Source organism: Micromonospora lupini str. Lupac 08 (assembly GCF_000297395.2).
GTDB lineage: Bacteria > Actinomycetota > Actinomycetes > Mycobacteriales > Micromonosporaceae > Micromonospora > Micromonospora lupini.
In genome coordinates this window covers 3,062,061-3,084,647 of record NZ_HF570108.1, presented here as the reverse complement: position 1 = coordinate 3,084,647, position 22,587 = coordinate 3,062,061, and the positions used below count along the sequence as shown (strand labels likewise).

16 protein-coding genes and 2 riboswitches are annotated in these 22,587 nt (G+C 74.0%); of the genes, 11 read left to right on the top strand and 5 right to left on the bottom strand.

The window, feature by feature from the left end; all coding sequences use genetic code 11:
- Nucleotides 1-61: 61 nt before the first annotated feature.
- Nucleotides 62-280, bottom strand: a riboswitch (cobalamin riboswitch).
- 153 nt (nucleotides 281-433) lie between these two features.
- Nucleotides 434-574, top strand: a riboswitch (cobalamin riboswitch).
- Between the two features lie 35 nt (nucleotides 575-609).
- The 3 genes from MILUP08_RS15185 to MILUP08_RS15175 are packed head-to-tail and all read left to right on the top strand — an operon-like array spanning nucleotide 610 to nucleotide 2,176.
- Nucleotides 610-813, top strand: coding sequence for a CbtB domain-containing protein (locus tag MILUP08_RS15185; RefSeq protein WP_039906051.1), 204 nt, complete (start codon nucleotides 610-612; stop codon nucleotides 811-813).
- On the top strand, nucleotides 804-1,568 hold the full coding sequence (locus MILUP08_RS15180) for a CbtA family protein (RefSeq protein WP_007459127.1): 765 nt from the start codon (nucleotides 804-806) through the stop codon (nucleotides 1,566-1,568). Before MILUP08_RS15185 ends, MILUP08_RS15180 begins: the two co-directional genes overlap by 10 nt.
- Nucleotides 1,565-2,176, top strand: coding sequence for a histidine phosphatase family protein (locus MILUP08_RS15175; RefSeq protein WP_007459125.1), 612 nt, complete (start codon nucleotides 1,565-1,567; stop codon nucleotides 2,174-2,176). Before MILUP08_RS15180 ends, MILUP08_RS15175 begins: the two co-directional genes overlap by 4 nt.
- Nucleotides 2,177-2,392: 216 nt before the next feature.
- Here the strand turns inward: MILUP08_RS15175 and MILUP08_RS15170 are convergent, their stop codons facing one another.
- The 4 genes from MILUP08_RS15170 to MILUP08_RS36345 all read right to left on the bottom strand — a co-directional run bounded on the left by MILUP08_RS15170 (nucleotide 2,393) and on the right by MILUP08_RS36345 (nucleotide 12,596).
- Nucleotides 2,393-7,990 (bottom strand): GH92 family glycosyl hydrolase, encoded by a 5,598-nt coding sequence (locus tag MILUP08_RS15170; RefSeq protein WP_237747078.1) that lies wholly within the window; start codon nucleotides 7,988-7,990, stop codon nucleotides 2,393-2,395.
- A gap of 280 nt (nucleotides 7,991-8,270) precedes the next feature.
- Nucleotides 8,271-9,731 carry a P-loop NTPase family protein gene (locus MILUP08_RS15165; RefSeq protein ID WP_007459122.1) on the bottom strand — a complete coding sequence of 487 codons (1,461 nt, stop codon included), beginning with the start codon at nucleotides 9,729-9,731 and terminating at the stop codon, nucleotides 8,271-8,273.
- Nucleotides 9,728-11,590, bottom strand: a complete 1,863-nt coding sequence (locus MILUP08_RS15160; protein WP_007459120.1) for a dynamin family protein — start codon at nucleotides 11,588-11,590, stop codon at nucleotides 9,728-9,730. The genes MILUP08_RS15165 and MILUP08_RS15160 overlap by 4 nt, the downstream gene beginning before the upstream one ends.
- A 115-nt stretch (nucleotides 11,591-11,705) precedes the next feature.
- Nucleotides 11,706-12,596 (bottom strand): IniB N-terminal domain-containing protein, encoded by an 891-nt coding sequence (locus MILUP08_RS36345; RefSeq protein ID WP_007459117.1) that lies wholly within the window; start codon nucleotides 12,594-12,596, stop codon nucleotides 11,706-11,708.
- A 298-nt stretch (nucleotides 12,597-12,894) separates the two neighbouring features.
- Here MILUP08_RS36345 and MILUP08_RS15150 point away from each other — a divergent pair, with 298 nt between their 5' ends.
- The 8 genes from MILUP08_RS15150 to MILUP08_RS15115 all read left to right on the top strand — a co-directional run bounded on the left by MILUP08_RS15150 (nucleotide 12,895) and on the right by MILUP08_RS15115 (nucleotide 21,730).
- Nucleotides 12,895-14,160, top strand: a complete 1,266-nt coding sequence (locus MILUP08_RS15150; protein WP_007459114.1) for an Hsp70 family protein — start codon at nucleotides 12,895-12,897, stop codon at nucleotides 14,158-14,160.
- Nucleotides 14,161-14,165: 5 nt separating this feature from the next.
- Complete coding sequence (locus tag MILUP08_RS15145; protein ID WP_051065726.1) at nucleotides 14,166-16,739, top strand: helix-turn-helix transcriptional regulator; 2,574 nt, start codon at nucleotides 14,166-14,168, stop codon at nucleotides 16,737-16,739.
- A 34-nt stretch (nucleotides 16,740-16,773) separates the two neighbouring features.
- Complete coding sequence (locus tag MILUP08_RS15140; protein ID WP_007459110.1) at nucleotides 16,774-18,789, top strand: sensor histidine kinase; 2,016 nt, start codon at nucleotides 16,774-16,776, stop codon at nucleotides 18,787-18,789.
- The gene (locus MILUP08_RS15135) at nucleotides 18,786-19,235 is read left to right on the top strand and encodes a roadblock/LC7 domain-containing protein (protein ID WP_007459107.1); all 450 of its coding nucleotides are present in this window, start codon (nucleotides 18,786-18,788) and stop codon (nucleotides 19,233-19,235) included. The genes MILUP08_RS15140 and MILUP08_RS15135 overlap by 4 nt, the downstream gene beginning before the upstream one ends.
- Nucleotides 19,213-19,593 carry a DUF742 domain-containing protein gene (locus MILUP08_RS15130; protein ID WP_007459105.1) on the top strand — a complete coding sequence of 127 codons (381 nt, stop codon included), beginning with the start codon at nucleotides 19,213-19,215 and terminating at the stop codon, nucleotides 19,591-19,593. Before MILUP08_RS15135 ends, MILUP08_RS15130 begins: the two co-directional genes overlap by 23 nt.
- A gap of 69 nt (nucleotides 19,594-19,662) precedes the next feature.
- On the top strand, nucleotides 19,663-20,397 hold the full coding sequence (locus tag MILUP08_RS15125) for a cellulose binding domain-containing protein (protein ID WP_007459103.1): 735 nt from the start codon (nucleotides 19,663-19,665) through the stop codon (nucleotides 20,395-20,397).
- 41 nt (nucleotides 20,398-20,438) lie between these two features.
- Entirely contained in the window at nucleotides 20,439-20,819 is a 381-nt protein-coding gene (locus MILUP08_RS15120; RefSeq protein WP_007459102.1) for a YccF domain-containing protein, read from the top strand.
- 113 nt (nucleotides 20,820-20,932) lie between these two features.
- Nucleotides 20,933-21,730, top strand: a complete 798-nt coding sequence (locus tag MILUP08_RS15115) for an SAM-dependent methyltransferase (protein ID WP_007459100.1) — start codon at nucleotides 20,933-20,935, stop codon at nucleotides 21,728-21,730.
- A gap of 28 nt (nucleotides 21,731-21,758) precedes the next feature.
- On the opposite strand, the gene MILUP08_RS15110 is transcribed toward MILUP08_RS15115, so the two are convergent.
- Nucleotides 21,759-22,505, bottom strand: coding sequence for a cellulose binding domain-containing protein (locus tag MILUP08_RS15110; RefSeq protein WP_007459098.1), 747 nt, complete (start codon nucleotides 22,503-22,505; stop codon nucleotides 21,759-21,761).
- Nucleotides 22,506-22,587: the final 82 nt, after the last annotated feature.

Here is a 22,587-nt window from a genome sequence, read left to right as displayed (position 1 = left end):
GGCGTGGATCCGCAAGGCGTCGGCCGTCCCTCGCGGCCTCGGACCACCGCCCACCCGGATGCGGGTACGCGGCGCGCTGGCAGGTCTTCGGACTCGCGGGCCCGACCGGGATCGCCCGGTCACCTACTGGCCGTCGCTTCCCAGGCCAGATGGCGGCCCAGTGCTGATGACGGCTGTCGTTCCCACTCACCGCTGCGGGGCAGTCCCGGATTTCCACCGGCTTCCCTCTTGCCTCGGCCACCCTGGGTCGAGTGGCCGAACCAGCTGCGGTCGACACCATATATAGGGGCGACTGGGTTTGTCACACCCCACATGTCGGGTCCGGGCGTGTCGCGGCCACCCGTGATGGCAGTCGTCGATCCGATCGGCGCCACGGGCGAGCGGCGTCGGGCGTCGTCGCGTTCGGACCTCGCCGCCGGCTTGACCGAGGAGAACCGGCACCGTTACGGTCGACCCACTATCTGCGGCGACGCGAGGGAAGCCGGTGAGAATCCGGCGCGGTCGCGCCACTGTGAGCGGTCTCCGATCCTGGGGGCCGCGAGCCAGGACGCTCGGTCGTCCGCAGCCTTGCGATGGGGACGCGTCATCCCCGAGGAGGTTCGTGCACTCATGTCCAGTTCCACGTCCAGCCAGCCGCTGGTGCACCCCGCTGCCCCGACCCGTCTCCTGTGGACGGTCCTGGCCACCGTCGCCGTGCTCACCCTGCTGGCCTATCTCGTCGCCTTCGACCAGGGTGCGGTCTCGCGCAGCGGGACGTACCTGCACGAGCTGATGCACGACGGCCGGCACCTGCTCGGTGTCCCGTGCCACTGACCGGCACCGCGCCCACGTTCGTCACGGTTCTCCTGCGCGGGCTGCTCGCCGGCCTGGTGGCCGGTCTGCTCGCCGGAACGTTCGCCTACGTCGTCGGCGAACCCCACGTCGAGGCGGCCATCGCCATCGAGGAGGCGGCGGCACACACCGAACCCGCCACCGGTGGGCACCAGCACGACGAGGACGCCCTGGTCAGCAGGAACGGCCAGCGCGGCGGCCTGTTCCTGGCCACCGCCCTCTTCGGCGCCGCGATGGGTGGCCTGCTGGCCACGGCGTGGGTCCTGCTGAACCGGCGCCGGCGGACGGTCGACGACGGGCGGTCCGGGCTGCTGCTGGCCGGCGGCGCGCTGCTCGGCGCGGTGATCGTGCCGTTCCTCAAGTACCCGCCGAACCCCCCGGCCGTGGGCGACCCGGCCACCATCAACCAGCGCACCGTCACCTACCTGCTGCTGGTGGTGCTCGGGCTGGTGGCGGTCTGGTCCGGTTCGTTGGGCTACCGGTCGGTCGGCGCACAGGCGCCGGTGTGGCTGCGCGCCGCCGCGGCGGTCGGCGGTTTCCTGCTGGTCACCGGTGTGGCCTACGTGGTGCTCCCGTCGTTCCAGGAGGTCCCGGGCGACTTCCCCGCCACGCTGCTGTGGAGCTTCCGACTCGCCTCCCTCGGCACCCAGGTGGTGCTGTGGACCGGGATCGGCCTGCTCTTCGCAGCCCTGATGCACCGGCAGCGCGCGGCCACCGACGCACGACTGGCCGGGTGAGCGCCACCAGCCTGCGGCTGGTCGCCCACGGTCACACCGCCGCCCTGCGGCGGGCCCGCTTCGGCGGGGACGACGGACTGGACGAGGGTGGCCGACACGCCGCCCTCGCCCTGTCCGGGCTGGGCCGGCGGGCGTCGTCGGGCGACACCGACGCCTGCCTGTCCAGCCCCGCGCCGGCGGCCGTCCAGACCGCGTACGCCCTCGGCCTCGCGCCCGCCGTCGAGACGGCGCTTGCCGACTGCGACTACGGCGACTGGACCGGGCGGTCGCTGGAGGAGGTCGCCGCCGCGCGACCCGACGCCCTCCGCGAGTGGTTGTCCACCCCGGACGCCGCGCCGCACGGGGGCGAATCCGTCGCGGCCCTGCGCGAACGCGTCGGCAGGTGGCTCGACGGACAGCGCGGCCTCGGCCGCCGGGTCACCGCCGTCACCCACCCGCTCGTGATCCGGGTGGCGGTCGTGCACGCCCTGGGCCTGCCGCTGGCTGCATACCGGCAGTTGGACGTCGAGCCGTTGGCGATCGTCCGGCTCACCGACCACGGCCCACGGTGGCAGCTCCGGCTGAGCGCGCCACCGGAATCCGCGGCGGCGACACCGCCGAACGGGTGACGAGGGTCAGGAGCGGCCGCTGTAGAGCTGCCCCAGGTGTGGGGCAGCTCTACTGACGGCCCCGACGGACGCACGGCCCTGGCGGACGCACGGCCCCGGCGGACGGACCACGGGCGGACCCCGAGGCCGGACAGGCCGCCGTGGCTCGAGACGGCCCGTCGCGACGGCGTCGGGCGGGCCGTGGAGCACGGCCCGCCCGACGGTGTCACCTCCGGCTCACCTCGCGCCGGTGACGGTGAACGGCGCGGACACCGCCGTCGCCGACGTGGCACCGGACAATGTCACCCGGGTCGCGCCCGGCTGCGCCGAATCCGGAACGCTGACTGTCGCGCCGGCGACGACGCCGTCACCGTTGGCGCGCACCGTGCCGACCCGACGGCCGTCGCCGAGGCTGACCGTGATCGCCTCGTTCGGGGCGAACCCGGAGCCGTCAACGGTGATCGACGTGCCGCGCGGTCCGGACGTCGTGGGCAACGACACGCGCGGTTGGTAGGCCGGGGCCGCCGACCGCGCGGTCACCTGGACGGTGGCCGTCGCCGACGTACCGGAGGAGGCGCCGGTGGCGCGGACGGCGTACCGGCTCGGCGCCATGTCGGCCGCCGTCGCGACGGTGGCGCGGACCGTGCCCGTCGCGGACGCCGGGACCGTCACGCTGCGCGTCGTGTCGGCGGCCAGGACCACCGTCACCCGCTCCCCTGCGGTGAACCCGCTGCCCTCGACCGTGACCGCGTCACCGGCGGTGACCGACTGGGCGCCGGACACCGCGAGCGCCGGTTGCCGCCCGGCATTCCGGACGGTCACGGTGAACGTGGCGGTGCTGCTCGACAGCGTGTCCCACGCGGTGACGTGCACCGTGTAGGTGTCCGCCCGGGCGTAGGTGTGCCGGCCGCTCAGCGCGCCGGCCGCGCCGATGGTGACGTCGGCCGGAACCGTGCCGTCGCCCCACTGGACACGTGCCCGGTAGCCGCTCGCGCCCGGAACCCCTCCGGTCACCGACCCGAGACTGGCCGCGAGGACCTGCCCGGCGTCGACGCTCTGATCGGCGGGGGCGGCGGTCACCAGCGCGGCGGCCGGCGTGCCGTCGTCGGCGACGGCGAACACGTGGATGCGGCCCGCCGAACGGGGATCCCCGGTCTGCGTCGGCAGGGTCACCGAGACCAGCGTCCTGCCCTCCGGGATCTGGTACGGCGCGGTGGCGAACAGGAACGGCTGGGCGCCGTCGCGGCTCGTGCCACTGAGCCGGTAGGCCGACTTCGCGACCACGATGTTGCCGTACGACGGGGTGCCGTTGGCGTTGCCGCCCAGCGTCCAGTCACTCAACTGGATCGGGATGCTGGCGGTGCCGCCGTCGCTGAACGTCGCCGTGGCGGTGGTGCTCTGGTTGCCCTGCGTGCCGGCGCCGACGAACGAGATGCTCCGGGCGTCGGACGGCAGGCGCAGAGCGATCGTCGCGCCGTTGCCGGTGGCGTTGTCCGGCTGCCCCGCCGGGGTCTGCGGCAGGGCGAAGCTCAACGCCGTGCCCGGCACCTGGTGCCGCTGCCCCTGGGTCACGCCGGCCGCCGCGAGGGCGGCCCGCGAGTACGCCCACGACTTCGCGTCGCAGTCCGCGGCGAGGGTGCCCTCGTCGCCGACACACACGGTGTCGAACGCCGCCGCGAGGCCGGAGTCCGGCGCGTACGCGACGTCCACGCCGACAGTCACCGAGCCCTGGCCGGCGCCGTCGGTCACCGTGACGCTCGCCTGCTGGTAGCCGGGCGTGGCGTAGGTGTGCGCGCCGCTGACGCGGTAGACGGCGCGCGAGCTCAGCGTCAGGGTGCCCTCGGTGGCCGGTGAGCCGTCACCCCAGTCGATCGTCGCCCGGTAGTCGTCGGCGGCGCCGCCGGTGACCGTGGCCAGTGCCACGGTCGCGGGTGCGCCGGACCGCGCGGTCGCGCCGTCCGTGGCGGTCACCGTGATGTCGCCGCCGCCCAGGTCGAGGTCCCCGCCGGCGAGCAGCTCGATCTCGGCGACTGTCGGCTGCGCGGCGCCGACGGTCCTGGTGACGACGAGGCGGAACTGGGAGTACCGCCCCGGCTTGTCGATCCGGAACGGTCGGGTCTGGTTGCGCCAGCGGAACACCTCTCCCGTACGGGAGTCCAGGGTGCTCCAGGTGAGGCCGTCGGTGGAGCCCTGCAGCCGCCAGTCCGCCGCGTCACCGGCGGCCGCGCCGGAGGTGATCGTGTAGTACGTCGGCTTCTGCCGGCCGCCGCGGGATGCCCAGCTGATCTGCGGTGTGCCCGACGACGCGGTGAGCTGCGTGGTCGACGAGTCGTCGAACAGCGTCGCCGCGTCCTGACCGCCACTGGCGGTGGCGGTGCCCAGGCCGGGCCCAGTGACGTCCTGCAACGGCTCGGGCGCCGCGTCGCCCTTCGTCAGCGACGGCGGCACGTCGTTCCGGCCGGTGCCCCAGGACGACGGGTTGGGCCCCATCTGGAAGTCGATCGTGGCACCCCGGGCGAGCGCGGACACGTCGACGGACACCCCGTTCTGCTTCTTGCCGTTGACCCGCACGCTCTGCACGTACACGTTGCGGGTGCTGTTGTTCGCGGCGTTGACCACGATGTCGCCTGTCGTGCGGTGGACGGTCATCCTGGTGAACTGCGGTGAGCCGATGGCCCAGTGGGTCGAGCCCGCCTGCAACGGGTAGATGCCCAGCGAGCTGAGGACGTACCAGGCAGACATCTCCCCGTTGTCCTCGTCGCCCAGGTAGCCCTGGCCGATCTCGCTGCCGACGTAGAGGCGCTGCATGATCTCGCGCACGATCGCCTGCGTCTTCGCCGGAGCGCCGGCGACGTCGTACAGGTACGGGATGTGGTGCGACGGCTGGTTGCTCATGCCGAGCTGACCCAGGCGCACCGCGCGTGCCTCGAGCATCTCGTGGATGACGCCCCCGTAGCCGCCGGGGCGGTCGGCGTTCTCCGGCGTGGCGAAGAAGGTGTCGAGCTTGTCGCGCAGGGCCTTCTGCCCGCCGTACAGGTTGATCAGGCCCTGCGGGTCCTGCTGCGCGGTGAACGCGAAGTTCCACCCGTTGGTCTCGGTGTAGACGCCGCCCCAGTCCAGCGGGTCACCGGCGAGGAACGCGCCGGTGGCGTCGCGACCCTGGAACAGCTTCGTCTTGTCATCGAAGAGGTGGACGTAGTTGCGGGCCCGCTCCAGGAAGTACCGCGACTCCTCCTTCAGCCGGTCACGCTGCGACTTCGGCGTGGCCGGGTCCTTCGCCAGGGCGGCGGCCATGTTGCCGATGCCGTAGTCGTTGATGTAGCCCTCCAGCGCCCACGACACCGACTCCCCGGTGGAGGTGGGCGTGTATCCGAGGAACAGCGAGGTCTCGATGCCCTTGCGGCCGACCGCGCCGCGGCCGGACGCGACTGTCGCGTCCTTGACCGCCGCGTCGTACGCCGCGAGCGGGTCGGGCAGCTCGACCCCGGTGAGGTACGCCTGAGCGAGCGCCACGTTCGCGCTGGTGCCGGTCATCAGGTCGGCGTAGCCGGGCGACGACCAGCGGGCGATCCAGCCGCCGTCACGGTAGTGCTGGACGAAGCCGTCGGAGATCCGGGCGGCGACGTCCGGGTAGAGCAGCGCGTAGGCGGGCCACACGGTGCGGTAGGTGTCCCAGAAGCCGTTGTTGACGTAGATCTGGCCGTCGACGATCTTCGCGCCGGTCCGGGTGGCGGTCGACGTGCCGGTCGGCGCGGACACCGGGCTCGCGTACTGCCAGTGGGGTGCGGCGGCGGTGCCGGTGTTCTCCGACTGCGAGTTCGGGTAGAGGTTCAGCCGGTACAGGTTCGAGTACATGGTGACCAGCTGCGTCTCGGTCGCGCCGCGCAGCTCGACCCGGCCGAGCCGGTCCTTCCACGCCGCGGTGGCGGCCGCGCGGATGGCGTCGAAGCTGCGGCCGGTCACCTCCAGGTCGAGGTTGCGGCGGGCCTGGTCGACGGAGAGGAACGACGTCGCGATGCGCATCGTCACCTGACGCTCGGCGGAGACGTCGAAGGTCGCCGACGTCGCGGTGGACGCCGTGGGCGCCCGGTCGAAGGCGCCGGAGACGAACATGCGGCTGCGCCCGGCGGACAGGCCGCTTCCGTTGTCGACCCAACCGGTGAACGTGCCGTCGGCGGCGATGGTGAAGGTGCCCTTGGTGAAGACGAGGCTTCCGGTCGCCGGGCCGGGGCCGAAGGTGAACCGCATGATCCCGGCGTGGTCGGTGGGTGACATCTCCGCGACCAGGCCGTTCTGCGTCGTGACCCGGTAGAGGTCCGGCTGTGCGACCTCGTCGTCGTGGCGGAACGCCAGCGCCCGGCCGGCGGGCGGCCCGGTGAGGGGACCGTCGCCGGCCACCGGCATCACCGACATCTGGTTGCGGTCGCCCATCCACGGGCTGGGCTCGTGGGAGATCGCGAGGCCCTGCAACAGGGGCAGGTTGGCCGCGTTGTTGGCGCGGTGGTACTCGTACTCCCAGGAGTCGGTGGTCGCGTCGGTCACCGGGGTGAAGAAGTTGAAACCGTTCGGCACCGCGGTGATCGGCAGGTTGTTGCCGCGCGAGAACCCGCCCGTCGAGTTGGTTCCGCGCCGCGTGTCGACGTAGTTGGTCAGCCGGGAGCCGTCGATCGCCGCCGGCGAGCCGGTCACCTCCACGTCGTCGAGCCAGCCCTGGAACCGGGTCTCCGAGGTGGCTCGCGGGCCGTCGTAGGCGAGCAGGATGCGGTCGATCGTCTTGCCCCGCGCGACGGCGCCGAGGTCGGCCCGTACCGCGTTCCACTGGTCGGCGTAGAGCACCTTCGACGCGCCCTGGCCGGCCGGCGTCAGCGGGTAGCCGTGCTGGTCGACCGGCGGGCGTCCACTCAGGTAGCTGCCGTCGGTGAAGTGCAGGTCGACGGCGGCGTACGTGGACGGGTACCGCGCGTCCTGGCCGGTGAACTCGGGGAAGATCCGGTAGGACAGGCGGGTGTCCGGCCCGACCGGGATGTCGACGTCGAACAGCCTGTTCGTCGCGTACGAGCGGCCGTCGGCCTCGGCGCCACCGGAGTAGCGCAGCGCGGCCAGCCCGGTGAAGCCGACACTCGGCTTCGTCGTGTAGCCGCCGACCGGCCCGGGGCCGACACCGCTGACCATGGGCGTGGCGGGTGGGCGGACGTCCGAGCCGTCGCTGATGTCCCAGCCGGCGAGCTGGGTGAGGGAGTCGCCGGAGTTCGCGGCGATCAGCAGGCGGTACCAGCCGTACGCCGTCGTGTTGGCGGCGCGGTAGGTGTTCGTGGCGAACCGCTTGGCGAAGCGCTGCTGCGTCTGCCGGTCCAGGTCAATCCAGGTGCTGCCGTCGGTGGACCCCTGGAGGGTGAAGTCGCGGGGGTCGCGGGTCGGTTCGTCGTCGGCGGCGGTCAGCGCGTACCGCGTCACGACCGCCGGCTTCGCCAGCCGGTACGTCACCCAGCCGGCCGCCTCGAACGCCAGCCACTTGGTCGACGGGTTCCCGTCGGCGAGGTTCGCCGCGATCTCGTTCGGCGCGTTCTGGGCGCTCGCGGTCACGGCGTCGACCTGGCCGAGCAGGCTGCCGGGGAGGTTCGCGCTGCTCGATCCGCTCAGGTTGCCCTGCACGGGCCGGCCCGACCCGTCGACCTCGACAGTGCTCGTGGCGGGTTGCGGGTCGGCCGACTCGAACGAGGAGCGGAAGGAGCCCGGTGGGGCGGCGCTGGGCGCGGCGTTGGCCACTGGCGCGGCGACGACCAGGCCCAGCGGTAGCAGGGCGGCGGTGGTCGCGGCGGCCAACCGGAGGGACACGGTGCGCGCACGGGGGAGATACGGCATGGGGGCGGGGCCTTTCGACTCGATCCGGTCGAGTACGTCGTACGTCTGGGGGTGGGGACGGGTGGCTGCGGCGGTCGATCGTGGACGGACGGGCCGGCCCTGACATCGTTGTCATCGGACGTGCGTGACAAGCGAGGGCAGAACCGGTGGATGTTGGGCAGATGCTTCCCGGCGACCACGGCCCTGTCAATGGGTTGACCGCACCGAAACACGCCGGCCGGGGTCCCGGATGGACGCCCCGGGGGGGCGGCGCTCAGCGACCGCCCGCCGCCAGCTCGGCCAGCATCCCCTCACAACTGCGGACGACCACCTCCGCGCCCCGGCGCTGGGCCAGCGGGAGCAGAGGGTCCTCGGCCCGGTCCCGCCACCGCCACTGGGCGTCGGCGGCGACCTCCCACAGCCGCTGCACCGTCGCCTCGTGCTCGACGCCGAGCCGCGCGGCCAGACCCACCCCGTCACCGCCGACCAGGCGCCGCGCCTCGGCCGCCAGCTCGGCGTCGAAACCGAGGCGGGCATTGCGCAGCGCCACCAGCAGGCGCAACTCCCGGAACTCGTGCGCGCCCGCCAGGATCTGCTCGATCGCGCCGACCAGCCCGTCGGCGCCCCGCACCGGCTCGGCCCGCACCAGGGCCTCCACGGCGGCCAGCGCCGAGCGCGCCTTGAGCGTGTCGCGACGATCGACGAAACAACGGGTCATCGACTCCCGCAGCTCGGTGAGCCCACTGCGCCGGATCAGCTCGGCCGACAGCGTCACCCGGGTGTCGAACCCGCCGCGTACCAGGGTCGTCGCGAGCCGGATCCCGAAGAGCCCGAACCGGTCCAGCAGACCGGCGCGCACCTCCGCGTCCAGGTGCACCGGAAGCTCGCCACGGACGAAGCGGTCGGCGGAGAGCAGGTGGGCCTCCAACTCGACGCGGGACGCCCCGGCCAGCGTCGCGAGCGCGGCGAAGTCGGATTCGCTCAGCATCCGGCCCGCGAGGCCGATCGCCCCGCTGCACGCCACCACGTTCACGGCCAGCGCGCCCACCCGGGGATCGCGGTGCTGCCGGCGGGCCAACTGGCGGGCGGTGAGCAGCCCGTCGATCCGGCCGCCGCCCACCTCGTCCGCCCGGGACAACACCATGATCACGTTCACCGGGGCGGCCTGCCCGACGACACTGTCCCGAGCGGACTCCAACACCCGAAGGTCACTGTCGCGACCGTCGCGGGTCAGGAACAGCACCGCGTCCGAGTCCCGCAGGACGCGATCCAGCACCGGCGCGTGGCCCTGCTCGTCGACCGCCGCGAGCGCCGGGGTGTCGATGAGCGTCACCTGCCGCAGCGCCCGCGTCGGCCACCGCACCACGATGTCGCGCACCTCCCCGACCCGCCAGCCCAGATCCACCCGCATCCCGGTCGCCGACTTGACCACCGTCAGCTCCTGCGGCGGTTGGCCGACCGGGTAGGCGGTGGCGCGCGGCGACGTGCCGTCCTCGTACCAGGTGAAGACGCCGTCGGCGCCCTCGACCGGCGCAACCTCCTCCCCCATCAACGCGTTCAGCACCGTCGACTTGCCGGCACGCCAGGGGCCGGCCACCGCGATCCGCAGCGGCTGCTCCAACCGCGCCACCTGGCGCCGCAACCGCCCGACGGCCCGCCCGTCGTGCTGGTAGAGGTCCATGGCCTGGTGCAGCAACCCCCACGCCGCCTCGTCCAACCGCACCCCGACCGTCATGCCCGGGGCTCCAACAGCACAGGTGTGGACCGGGCGCCGGTCAACTGCTGGGACTGCTCGTAGAGCGCGGCCAGGCGGGTCATCTTCAGCCGGATCTCCCGCTGCCGCTGCTCGCGCAGGGCGACATCGGTGTCCGCCTCCTGCTTCGCGCTGCGGAACGACTGCACGATGGCCTCCTGCAACTCCTCGGTCAGCCCCGTGAAGTGGTCGCGCAGCATCCGCTGCACCTGACGGGCGGCGTCGCGGCAGTCCCGGACCATCCGGACGAAGAACTCGTCCACATGCCGCTGGATGGCCGTCTTGACTGTCGCCTGCCGGCGGCGCAGCAACTGCTTACCCTCGTCGCGGATGCTCTTGCCGCCGAAGAGCGCGCCGATGCCGACCGAGACCGGGTTGATCATCGGCATTCCGGCCAGGGTCGTCGCGAGGCCGAACATCAGCATGCCGCCGTACGAGCCCTTCATGCCGGTGAACAGCTTCTGCCCCGTGGTGAACCGGTCGATCCGCGGTCGTTCCAGATCCGGCAGCCGGTCGCCGAGATCCGCCGGCATCGTCATCGACCAGGGCGGCAGCACGTCGTAGCCGTACCTGTCGAAATTGGCGGCCACCCGACGGGCGACCCAGTCGCAGCGCTGGATCAGCCACTCGTGGTTGGCCTCCGCGGCCTCGACGAGACTGCGCTCCAGCCACTCGGCGAAGGTGTCCCACGCGACGAGAGGGTCGGCCGTGTCGAACGCCTCGTCCACGGCACGCAGGATCTGACGGGTGCGGTCGCGCAGGTCGTACTCGATGTCGGACAGCAGGTCGGCCATCTCGTCGGCGAGGGTGTTCTGCCAACGGGTGGAGCAGCGGCGCAGCTCGTCGACCTCCCGCTGGGCCGCGTGCAGCCGGGAGATCGGCCCGGACTGCTCCTCGGCGTCCTGCGTCGCCAGCTCGGCGCGCAGCGGCGCGGCCAGTTGCTCCACCACCGTACGGGCCACCGCCTGCACCGACGCCCGCGCCAGGTGGTCGGCCTTGCCGGTCAGGTCCCGCTGCAGGCGGGCGATGAGCGCCGGAAAGCCGGACTCGGCGTTGAGGCCGCGATCGTCGGTCGCCGCCGCGCGCAGCCGCAGGGTCGCCGACACCGGGATCAGCGGCGCCGCGACGCCCGCGTCGGCGAGGTGCTGCCGGTTGCGCTCGGCCACCGCACGCCAGTCCGCCACGAGATCGGTCTTGCTCTGCACCACCACCACGTTCGGCTGCGAGCGCGTGACGTGCAGCAGCATGTCCAGCTCGGCGACCGAGAGTTCCCTCGTCGAGTCGGAGACCAGCAGCACGGCGTCCGCGCGGGTCGAGGCGGCGACCTCCGCGGCCCCGCCGAGCGCCGCGACCTGGTCGGTGCCGGGAGTGTCCACAAGCACCAGTCCGGCGGCGAGCATCGCGCGGGGCAGGCCGACCTCGACGTACGCCGGACCGCCGCCCGGCTGCCGCCCGACCGCGCCGGACACCCCGGCCGCGACCTGGTCGAGCGCCAGGGGGGTCCGCTCGACGAGCGTCGCGGCCGGGGTGCCGGCGGTGCCCATGGGCCGTCCCGACGCCGGCGGCGCCTGGACCACGGCCGCGGCGGCGGCCTCCGCGTGCTGCACCACGGTCGGCAGGACCGTGGTACGACCGTCACCGACCGGGCAGGCCGGCGCGTTGATGATCGCGTTGATGAGCTGGCTCTTGCCCTGGTTCGGCTCGCCGACCACCAGGACGCGCAGCTTCGGGTCCAGCAGTTGGGCACGCTTCTGTCGGACCGTCTGGAGCAGGTCGCCGCGACCGTGTGTGGTGCACGTCCGGGCGATCTCGTCCAGTACGTCCAACCAGATCCCCGCCATCACCGCACCAAGTGTGCGGATTTCGGCTCAATTATCAAGAGGGGCCGGAAAGGAACCCGGGAAGGGCCGGGCCGCCCGAGGCGACCCGGCCCCCCGCTCCCGACGGGAATCCCCGTCAGAGCAGACCGCCGGTGAGGCCCAGCAGCCCGTGGTCCGACGAGGCGGGCCCCCCGTCGTGCACGTCGCCGGTCACACCGTCGGTGACCCCTCCGGTCACGTCACCGACCGTGCCGGTGACACCGGGGAGGAGACTGTCCACGTGGTGCGTGACGCCGCCCACCACGGACGGGACGTCGACCGGCGGCACCACACCGCCGACGGCACCGTCGGTGAGGCCCAGTCCACCCAGGGTGTCGTGGACGCCGAGGGAGCCGACGATGCCGTCGACCTGACCGTGCGCGTCGGAGAGGACACCGCCGGTCAGGTCGCCGTCGAGCAGACCCGGGTCGGTGGCGCCGAGCAGGCCGGTCGTGTCGCCGACCGTGCCGGTCACGTCACCGAGCACCGGGTCGGCGATGCCGTCGACCGGCTGCACCACGTCCGCGTCGAGGGTGTGCGCCACGTCTGCCACGCCGGTCAGGTCGGTGTCGAGGCCGCTCGGGCCGACGCCCAGGCCGACACCCGGAAGCACGGTCACGCCGGCGGCGACCGTCGTCGGGTCGACGGCGATGGCGCCGAGCACACCGGCCTTGACGTCCACCCCGGCGGGCGAGCTGGTGACGCTGATCTGCTGCGCCACGCTCTGCAGCTGGCCGACCACATCGGTGGTGTCGGTCACCAGGGGGTCGAACCCGAGCTGCCCGACGGCCGGGACCAGCGGCGTGAGGCCCTGCCCCGGCGCGTAGTCGACCACGAGCGGCACCACGTCCTGCACGTCGGCGGCGGTGATGTCGCTGAGGCCCGCGGCGTGCAGCGCGCCCTCCGGGTCGAGGTCGAAGGCCGACCGCGCGTCCGGGTTGGTCAGCAGGTCGAGCACGAAGTCGTGGAGGGTCTGTTGCGAGTCCATGTGCCGGTTCTCCTCGGATTGGCATCGGCGACCGTCGTTCGTCGACAGTGACGCTATTGCGGGGGGCCGGTCCCGGACATCGGGGCTCGGCCCGCATCCGATCGCGCTGCGTTAGGGCCTTGATCGGCTCCACCGTTAGGGGGACTGGGGGAAACCGTCCCGGCCAGATTAGGGTCCCGACCAGGGAGCGATCTCTGGTACGAACGTAGGAGCCCGCGGGTGTCGCCGGGGGCGGGTCGCCGGGCAGCGCCGACGCCATCGCCACCAGCCGGCCAACTCGCGAAAAGAGAAGAGACGGATGCCGTACGTCCTGGGGATCGACATCGGAAGCACCAACACCGCCGCCGCCGTCGCACGGCGCGACGGTCGCACCTGGACGCGTCCGGAGGCTGTCCCGCTGAACGCCGGCTCGCCCCTCGTACCGTCGGTGCTGCACCTGGCCGAGGACGGCACCCTGCACATCGGCGGGCCCGCCACCGACGACGGCAGCCGCACCACCAGGGACTTCGTCCGCCGCATCGGCGACGACGTGCCCCTGCTGCTCGGCGGCGAGCCGTGCGCGCCGCAGACGCTCACGGCCGAGCTGGCCGCGTGGGTGGTGGAGCAGGTGCACGCCGCGGAGGGCGGCCCCGCCGAGGCGGTCGTGCTCAGCCACCCGGCGAGCTGGCGGCCGTACCGGCGGGAACTGCTGCACCGGGCTCTCGTCGACCTCGGGCTGCGTTCCGTCACGCTGCTGCCCCGCACTGTCACGGTCGCCGAGAGTCATGCGGCCGGCGGGTTCGCGGGCACCACCGCCGCCGTCTACGCGCTGGGCGGCGCCAGTTTCGAGGCGGCCCTGGTGCGGCGCACTCCGCGCGGCACCTACGAGAGCTTCGGCACCCCCCAGGGCCTCGACCCGATCGGGGGCGCCGACTTCGACGAACTGCTGGCCGGCCACGTACGCACCGTGCTGTCCCGGGAGCTGGCCGCCACCGGCCGTCGGGAGCACCACGCCGCCCTGCGCGGGCTGCCGGCCGAGTGCGACCGGGTCAAGCGGGCACTGACCGTCGAGCTGGCCGCCGACGTGGTGTTGAGCCTGCCGACCGGCCCGGCGCGGATACCGGTGACCCGCGCGCAGTTCGAGGCCATGGTCCGCCCGACCGTGCAGGCCACTGTCGACCTCCTGCTGCGCACCGTGCACGGTGCCGGCCTCGCGCCGACGCAGCTCGACGGCGTGCTGCTCGCCGGCGGTTCGGCCCGCATCCCACTGGTCACCGAGCTGATCACCGCCGCGCTTCCGGTCCCGGTCGAGGTGCAGCCGGACGCGCAGCTGACCGCCGCCACCGGGGCGGCGAGCGCGGCCTGCCAGGTGGTGTCGCCCCGCCCCCGGCCCCCGGCGCCGGTACGCGACCCGGCGCCGGTCAGCGGCGCCGGCCGGGCCAGCATCCCGGCGGCGCGCCGACCCCGGGACCGGACCACCGATCCGGGTGCTCCGCCACCGCGCCCTCCGGTCCGGATCCTGCCCCTCGACCTGCCGAAGGCGTCCCGCCTGGCACTGACGCTCAGCCGGGGACGCGAAGGATGACCACAATGATCATGAAACACGTCGTCGACTCCCGTCTGGTGCTCGGCAGCGCATCCAAGGCCCTGCTGGACCGGGTCGTCGACGATCCGACCGGCCCGCTCACCGTCGGCCTGGTCGGCCCCGCCGGCCACGGCAAGACGGCGCTGCTCGCCGAGCTGACGCACATCCAGCAGCGGGCCGGGGGCACCGTGCGTACGGGCGTCCCGGAGCCGGGCGAGCCCGTCGACGCGGCCGAACTGCTGCTTGTCGACGACGCGCACCTGCTCGACGACGAGCGGATCGGCGTGCTGCTGAGCCTGGTCGCCACCCGTCGGCACCGGCTGGTCGTCGCCCACCGGCCCTGGCCCCGGTCGGCGGCCCTCGCCGAGCTGGCCGACGCGCTGCGCCGCGAGGGGCAGGCCGTGCTGCTCGGCCCGTTCGGACGGGAGCAGACCGCGACCCACCTCGCCGCCGTGCCGGAGCTGGCCCACCGAGGCGACCTGGTCGACTTCGTGCACACGCAGACCGGTGGCGTCCCCCGCGACGTCGAGCGGCTGGCCCGTGGCCTACGCGCGGCCCCGGGCCTGACCGGCGTCCCGACCGAACCGCCCCGGTCCGTCGTCTCGGAGTTCGCGCCGGAGCTGGAGATCCAGCCCACCGCCGTACGACGGCTGCTGCTCGCGGTCGCGGCCGGCGTACCGCTGCCGGTGACGATGCTCGGCCCGCTTCTCGACCAGGAACCGGAGGCGGTCGACGAGCTGATCGCCACGACCCGGGCCGCCGGGCTGATCGGCGCCGACGGCCGGCTCACGCCGATCGTCCGGCGGGCCGTCACCACGCTCGGCCCGGCCACCGAACGCAGCGCGGTGTGGCGTCGCCTCACCGAGTTGCAGCTCGCCCGGGGCGGCCCGGTGCTGCCACTGGCGCGCTCGCTGCTCGCGGTCGGTGTGCTGGGCGACTGTCCGGCACCGACGCTTGTCGCGGCGGCGCAGGAGGCGCTGGCCGACGAGCCGGCCTTCGCGGCCGACCTGTTCGCCGCCGCCACCGCGGCCGGGCACCCCACGAGCGCCCGGCAGGCGCTCGCCGCCGCACTCGCCGGCAACCTCGACGACGCGCTGCGCCTGGCGGACCGGCTGCTGGCCGCGAGCGACCCGACGGACCGCGCCGACGCGGCAGTGGTGGCCGCTACCGCACTGGCCCACCGCGGCCACACCGGGCGCAGCGTCGAGCTGTACCGGTGGTCGGGCAGCGCCTCCTCGCTGGCGTTCGCCACCGTCGGCGGACTCGCCACCGGCGACCTGACGGCCGCCGGTGCGCCGGTGGACGAGCCGGCAGGCGAACCGCCCACACTGCACGCCAGCGCCGCCCGGCTGATGGCCGAGGGCGTACGCGAGAGCGTCACCGGCACGCCGAGCGCGGCGCTCTCCGCGCTCGTGCAGGCCGCCGCCCTGCTGGAGCCGGACGGTCGGGCGGCGCTCCTGCCGGACAGTCCGGCCGCGCTGGCCGCCCTGACCGCCGTGCACTCCGGCGAGCTGGACATCGCCGAGCGGGTCCTGCACCGGGCGCAGGACGCCGGCGTCGGCGGTCCACTGATGGCACGCCGCCACCGACTGTTGCAGGCCTGGATCCTGATGGTCCGGGGCCAGACGGCCGCGGCGGCCGAACGCCTCGCCACGGTGACCGCCGACGAGCGGCCGCTGGAGTCCCGTGACCTGCTCTTCGCCGCCGCGCTGCGGATGGGCATCGGCCGGCGCACCAGCGACCTGGCCGCGCTCAAGCGGGGGTGGGGCCAGGCCCTGGAGGCGGTGGTCCGCCATCCCGTCGACCTGTTCACGCTGCTGCCGCTCGGCGAACTCGCCATCGCGGGCGCGCGGCTGGGCGACGCGGCCCGGTTGGCGCCGTACCTGCGGGAGGGCCGGGCGCTGCTCGACCGTCTCGGCGCCCCGACGCTGTGGAGCGTCCCGTTGCACTGGAGCGGGTTGCACGCGGCCATCCTGAGCGGCGAGCCGGCGGCCGCCGACGACCACGTCGCCGCCCTGCTGGCCGCCGCGGGCCACAGCCGTTACGCCGCAGTGGTCGCCGCGGCCGCCGAGAGCTGGGTCGAGGTGCTGCGGGGCGTTGTCGATCCGGTGCGGGTGGAGGCCGCCGCCCGTGGCCTGCACGACACCGGACTGTGTTGGGACGGCGCGCGCCTCGCCGGGCAGGCCGCGATCCGCACCTCGGACCGGCGGGCGATGACCACCCTGCTGGAGTGCGCCCGGGTGCTCCAGGGCCGGCCGGCCACCGCCGCCGGTGGGCCGCGACCGACCGCCGGCGAGAGCACCACCCAGGCGACCGACGCCATCGCCGCCCCCACCCAGCAGGGCCTCAGCGACCGGGAGTACGAGGTGGCCGAGCTGGTGCTGGCCGGACTTACCTACCGGGAGATCGGCGATCGGCTCTTCATCTCGGCGAAGACCGTGGAGCACCACGTGGCCCGCATGCGCAACCGGTTGAACTGCGCCAACCGGGCGGAGCTGCTGGCGCTGCTGCGCACCGTCGTCGCCGACCGGGCCAGCGACGCCGCCGGGCAGCCCTGGCCGCAGCGGTCGGCGCGATGAGCCGGTCGCACCACGGGTCGCGGCGGAGGGCGACGTGACGCGCACCCACGAACGGCGACTGCGGGTCCGGCTCGTCGCCGCGGCGGTGGTGCTGCTCACGCTCTGGTCGTACGCGGCCTACCTGACCGGTCAGGACGCGGTCGACCTGCTGCGGGTGCGGACCCTTGCCGACACCCTGGGCCAGCCCATCGACCGGCTGATCCGCAGCCTGCAGACGGAGCGCCGGGTGACCGCCGAGTCGCTGGCCGGGTCGGCGCGGGCGCGGACCGCGCTGGCCGGGGCGCGGGAGGTGACCGACCGGGCGGCGACGGACGTCCGGGCGTTCCCGGCCGGTCGCGATCTGCGCCTGCTCAGCGCCGGTGCGGTCCGCGACCGGGCCGAGACGCTCGTCCGGCGGTTGAACGGGCTGGGCGCCGTCCGGTCCCAGGTGGACTCCGCGTACCTCGACCGCGCCGGGGCCACCGACGGGTACGACCAGCTCGTCGACGCGGCCTTCGACGTGTACGGACCGGAGTGGGGCGCGTACGAGAGCAGGTTGGCTGTCGAGACCCGTGCGGTGATCGCGCTGGCCCGCGCCCGCGAGCTGCTCGCCCGGGAGGACACCCTGGTCACCGCCGCCGTCGTGAGCGGCCGGATCAGCGACGGGGAGCGGCGCCGGCTGGTCGAGCTGGTGACCACCCAGCGGTACGCCCGCGCCGAGGCGGCGGCCGGCCTGCCGGCCGGCGGCCGGGGCGCGCACCAACGGCTCGCGGCGAGCCCGGGGTTCGCGGGCCTGCTCGCCGTGGAGGACACCCTGCTGCGGGCGGACCGAGCCGACGCCCTGCGCGGGATCAGCGCGGCGGACTGGCGGACGGCGGCGGACGCCGCGCTCGGCGCGCTGCACGAGCTGGTGACGACCACCGCCCGCGGGAGCGTCGAGCGGGCCACGCCGGGCGCCGCGGTGATCGTCGGGCGGACCGGCGCGGTGGTGGGGCTCGGGCTGATCGCCGTGCTGGCGGTGCTGCTCGGCTGGGCCGCCGCCGTGCGCCGCCTGACCGACGAGCGGGCCCGCTCGGGCACCGACGAGCGTCGGCCCGAGCCACCCGCGCTCGTGCCGCCGGCCCCACCCACCGACAACCAGCCGCCCGCCGGCCAGACCGGGAGCGGCCAGGCCCTCAGCGGCCAGACCGGCGGCGGGCCGGTCGAGGACAGTCGCGCCGGGGAGCTCTTCCTGCGGGTCACCCGGCGCAACCAGGTCCTGCTCCGCGACCAGCTCGACCTGCTGGACGCGATGCAGCGGCGGGAGCGCAGCGCCGAGGAGGCCGACGAGCTGTTCCAGCTCGACCACCTCACCACCCGGATCCGCCGCAACGTGGAGAAGGTCATCACCCTGGCCGGCGCGACCCCGGCCCGCCGCTGGCGGCGTCCGGTCCCCCTGCTCGACGTCACGCGCGGCGCGGTCGCCGAGGTGCCGGAATACCACCGCGTCCTGGTCGCGCCGCACTGGCCGTGGTCGCTCGCCGGGCCCGCCGTCACGGACGTCGTGCACCTGCTGGCCGAGCTGATCGAGAACGCCCTTGCCCACTCGTCCACGGACACCACCGTCCGGGTCGTCGGTGAGCACCGGCCGCACGGCTGCGCGATCGTGGTGGTCGACGACGGTCCCGGCCTCGACGCGACAGCGCTGATCGAGGTCAACCACCTGCTCGCGAACCCGCCTGCCCAGCCGCCCGCCGACGCCACGGGGTTGCACACAGTCGCCCTGCTGGCCGCCCGCTGTGGTGCCCGGGTCACGGTGCGGCCGAGTCGGCGCGGCGGGACGACCGCGATCGTGGACCTGCCCGCCGAGCTGGTCACCGTGACCGGCGGCCCGGCCGGGGCGGTCCCCGGGCCCGCGTACCGGCCGGGTCGCGGTGGGCCCGACGCGCCGGGCGCGGGCCGGGCGGGCGACGCCGGTGGCACCGGCGAGCTGCCGATGCGGGTCCGCCAGTCCCGGGCCGCCGGCCCCGAACCCGGCAGCACCGACACCGTCGAACTGCCGGTCACGAGAGCAACGAGGAGACATCGATGACGCATGCAGTGGTCACCGCGGACAGCCTGACCGGTGCGCTGGACCGCCTGGTCGACCGGGTGAGCGGAGCGGAGTTCGCCGTGGTGCTCTCACCGGACGGGCTCCCGCTCGGCGGATCCCGCCGGGTGGAGGCGAAGCTGGCCGACCAGATCTCCGGCATCGTCGCCGGCCTGCTGGCGTTGGGGCTGGCCGCCACCCGGACCTGCGACGCGGGCGGCCTCCGGCAGATCGTGGTGCAGATGTCGCGGGCGTTCCTGTTCGTCGCGACCATCCCGAACGGGACGATCCTCACCGTCCGGATCGCCGGTGACGAGATCGAGGTGGGTGACATGGCGTACGAGGTCGCGCTCTTCGTGGGGCAGGCCGAACGGCACCTGCCGATCACCCTGGGCCCCGCCTCCGCGGCGAGGAGCGGGGACTCTGGTGCACAGCGCCGGCTCAGCTGACGAGGCGTGGTACGACGACGACGCCGGCCCGGTGGCCCGTCCGTACACGATGACCGGTGGGCGTACCGCGTCGGAGCGGGGCCGCTTCGACCTCATCTCGCTCGTCGTCGCGCGGCGGCCGGCCGCACCGCCCACGGCGCTCTTCCCCGAACAGGCGCGGATCGTCGAGCTGTGTCACCATCCAGTGTCGGTGGCCGAGGTCAGCGCCGAGCTGGATCTGCCCCTGGGCACCGTCCGGGTCCTCCTCGGTGACCTGCTCGGGGCGGGTCTGGTCGAGACGCACGAACCACCGACGCTGTCGGAGCTGCCGTCGCAGGAGCTGCTCGAGTCGATACTTGTCGGGCTGCGCGCCCTGTGACGGGTCGGGTGCCACAGCGGCCGGGCGGTCGCGGGTGGGCGTCCGGGGATGAAGTGAAGGGGAGAGGCAGTGCCGGCAACACCGCCGCAGCCACGGCGTACTGTGGCGATCATTCTGCTGGACCGGATCGTGGCCGCCGCCGCAGCCGTACGGCGGGTGGTCACCGGCCGGGCCGACGTGTCGCGGGCCACCTGGATCGCCGTGCTCGCGGCGCTCGGGGTGGTGGTGGCGACGGTGGTCTCCATCGTCGGTGTGGTGCGCACGCCGGAGCAGTTGGCGCCGGTGACCCTCGACCCACCTCCGTCGGTGGACCAGTTGGGCACCCCCGAGGCCGGTACGCCCCGGGGACAGGCGAAGCCGGCGGCGAGCAGCCCGACCACGTCCGCGCCGCCGTCGGTGAGCGCGGCCCCGCCGCCCGTCCCGCCGCCGACCAGCGCGCCGGCCGCGACCCCCTCGTCGGCGTCGCCGACCCCTGCCGCGCTCGGCGCCGACTTCGCCGTCGAGGAGAAGGCCCTGCTCAGCTACGGCGCCGCCGTGACGGTCACCAATCCGGGGCAGGTTCCGGTGGCGCAGTGGACGCTTGCCGTCACGCTGCCGCGCGAGTCGCTGCGCATCAGCGCGGTCCAGGGCGCGCGGGTCACGCAGGACGGCGCGGTGTGGACGTTCGTGCCGGACGGGAGCGTCGGGCAGGTGCCGGGCAGCGCCTCGGTCCGTGTGACGTTCCGGGTCAACGGCGCGGCGGTCGGCGCAACACCCACGGCGTGCACGATCGACGGGGTCGCCTGCGGCGGGCTGCCGGACTGAGCGCGGGCCTCCCGGTGGCGCGCGTCGCGCATGCTGAAGGAGTGATTCGCTTCGTCCTGAACGTCCTGTGGCTCGTCTTCGGTGGTGGCCTCGTGCTGGCGATCGGCTACGGCTTCGCCGCCCTGGTCTGCTTCGTCCTGGTCATCACCATCCCGTTCGGCGTCGCCTCGCTGCGCCTCGCCGTCTACTCGTTGTGGCCCTTCGGTCGCACCCTGGTGCCCAAGCCGGGCGCGGGTGTCGGTTCCGGGTTGGCGAACGTGTTGTGGGTGGTGCTGGCGGGCTGGTGGCTCGCCCTGTCCCACATCCTCGCGGGCGTCGCGCTCTGCGTCACGATCATCGGGATCCCCTTCGGCATCGCCAACTTCAAGCTCGTCCCGGCCGCGTTCTGGCCGCTGGGCCGGGAGGTCGTGGACGCGCCGTGACGCGTCGCCGGGTCGCCCGTGCGCCGTGGGCGACCCGGTCCGGACCGGTGCCGTCGATAGTGGACAATCCGGGGTGCTACCCACGCCCTCGAACCCCTCGACAGGAGCCTGGCATGGCCGGTCCGGACCCCGAACTCACCGCGACGCTGCAGCCCGACGTGCCGCACGCGGCGCGAATCTGGAACTACTGGATGGGCGGTAAGGACAACTTCCAGTCCGATCGGGCGGCCGGTGACGCGGTGGCCGAGGCCTATCCGGAGATCGTGGTGATGGCGCAGCAGTCCCGGGGCTTTCTGGTGCGGGCCGTACGACACCTGGCCGCCGAGGCGGGCATCCGGCAGTTCCTGGACATCGGCACCGGCCTGCCCACCATGCAGAACACCCACGCGGTCGCCCAGGGCATCACGCCCGACGCGCGGATCGTCTACGTCGACAACGACCCGATGGTCCTCGTGCACGCCCGCGCGTTGCTGGCCAGCACGACCACGCAGGGCGTCACCACGTACGTGCCGGCCGACTACCACGACCCGGAGAGGATCCTCGCCGAGGCGGCGCGGACGCTGGACTTCGACAAGCCGATCGCGGTGATGTTCATGGGCGTGCTGGGGTACGAGCCGGACCTGGAGGTGGTGCGCTCGATCGTGGGGCGGACGATGGCCGCGACCGCGTCCGGCAGCCACCTGGTGCTCTGGGACGGCACCAACACCAGCCCGGCGGTGGTCTCCGGCGCGCAGCGGTTGGCCGAGAACGGTGGTGTGCCGTACATCCTGCGCAGCCCGGAGGATCTCGCCGGTTGCTTCACCGGGCTGACGATGGTGGAGCCCGGCCTCGTGCCGATCCCGCTGTGGCGCCCGGACGACGCCGACGCGGTGGGGATCGACGCCTACGGCGCCGTGGCCCGCAAACCCTGACGGGCGCGGGCCACGGCCGGGTGACCCGTCAGCGGTTGCAGGCCAGCGTCAGCGCGTCGGGCACCGCGCTGGTGGTCACGAGCAGGCCGAACGTCGTCGCGCCGCCCGGGGCGAGGGTCCCGTTGTAGGAGGCGTTGCGGACCGTGACGTCGGCGCCGGCCGTCTCGGCGACGCCGCGCCAGACCGTCTGGATGCGCTCGTCGCCGGCCCACCGCCAGGAGACGCTCCACCGGTCCAGCGACTGGGTCCCGGTGCTGCGCACCGTCACCGTGGCGACGAAGCCGGTGCCCCAGCGGGAGTCGATGGTGGCCGTCGCCTGACACGCCGTCAGCGCAGCGGTCCGGACCGCGGCGATCCAGTACGGGTCCCGCCGACCCTCGGCGTCGCTGAACCGGAACCAGTACTCGGTGTCCGGCGTCAACTGGTCGATGGTGACGGTCCCGTTGCGCTCGGGCCCGGTGACGACCTGAGCCACCGGCGCCTGCCACTGTTGGGCGTCCTCCCGGCTGGCGAAGAGGCTGACGGTCATCGGCGGGTCGTAGCCGCAGGGCGGGCGGAAGAAGATCGAGTACGACAGCGTCACGCTCGTGGTGGTCACCGCGGTCACCGAGCCGGCGATCGGTAGGGCCGGCGGGCAGGTCGGGGTCGGGGTCGGCGACAGGGTGGGTGTGGGCGTGACCGCCGGCGCCGGTGCCGGCGCGGCCTCGGCGACGCCTGTCGTGCCGGCCCAGCCGGCCAGCGCCATGGTGGTGGCAGCCAGGAAGATGCGGAGCATCGGTACCTCCGGGGAAACCGTCGCCGTCGCGGTCGAGGATGGGCGACCGACCGTACGGGGCCGGAGTGCGGCGGCCGCCCGA

What these genes read in the sequence shown, in the direction of transcription:
- MILUP08_RS15165 (WP_007459122.1), bottom strand. Translation starts at nt 9,731, where the DNA reads ATGACGGTCGGGGTGCGGTTGGACGAGGCGGCGTGGGGGTTGCTGCAC.
- MILUP08_RS15185 (WP_039906051.1), top strand. Translation starts at nt 610, where the DNA reads ATGTCCAGTTCCACGTCCAGCCAGCCGCTGGTGCACCCCGCTGCCCCG.
- MILUP08_RS15150 (WP_007459114.1), top strand. Translation starts at nt 12,895, where the DNA reads ATGCCGTACGTCCTGGGGATCGACATCGGAAGCACCAACACCGCCGCC.
- MILUP08_RS36345 (WP_007459117.1), bottom strand. Translation starts at nt 12,596, where the DNA reads ATGGACTCGCAACAGACCCTCCACGACTTCGTGCTCGACCTGCTGACC.
- MILUP08_RS15160 (WP_007459120.1), bottom strand. Translation starts at nt 11,590, where the DNA reads ATGGCGGGGATCTGGTTGGACGTACTGGACGAGATCGCCCGGACGTGC.
- MILUP08_RS15135 (WP_007459107.1), top strand. Translation starts at nt 18,786, where the DNA reads ATGACGCATGCAGTGGTCACCGCGGACAGCCTGACCGGTGCGCTGGAC.
- MILUP08_RS15145 (WP_051065726.1), top strand. Translation starts at nt 14,166, where the DNA reads ATGATCATGAAACACGTCGTCGACTCCCGTCTGGTGCTCGGCAGCGCA.
- MILUP08_RS15110 (WP_007459098.1), bottom strand. Translation starts at nt 22,505, where the DNA reads ATGCTCCGCATCTTCCTGGCTGCCACCACCATGGCGCTGGCCGGCTGG.
- MILUP08_RS15115 (WP_007459100.1), top strand. Translation starts at nt 20,933, where the DNA reads ATGGCCGGTCCGGACCCCGAACTCACCGCGACGCTGCAGCCCGACGTG.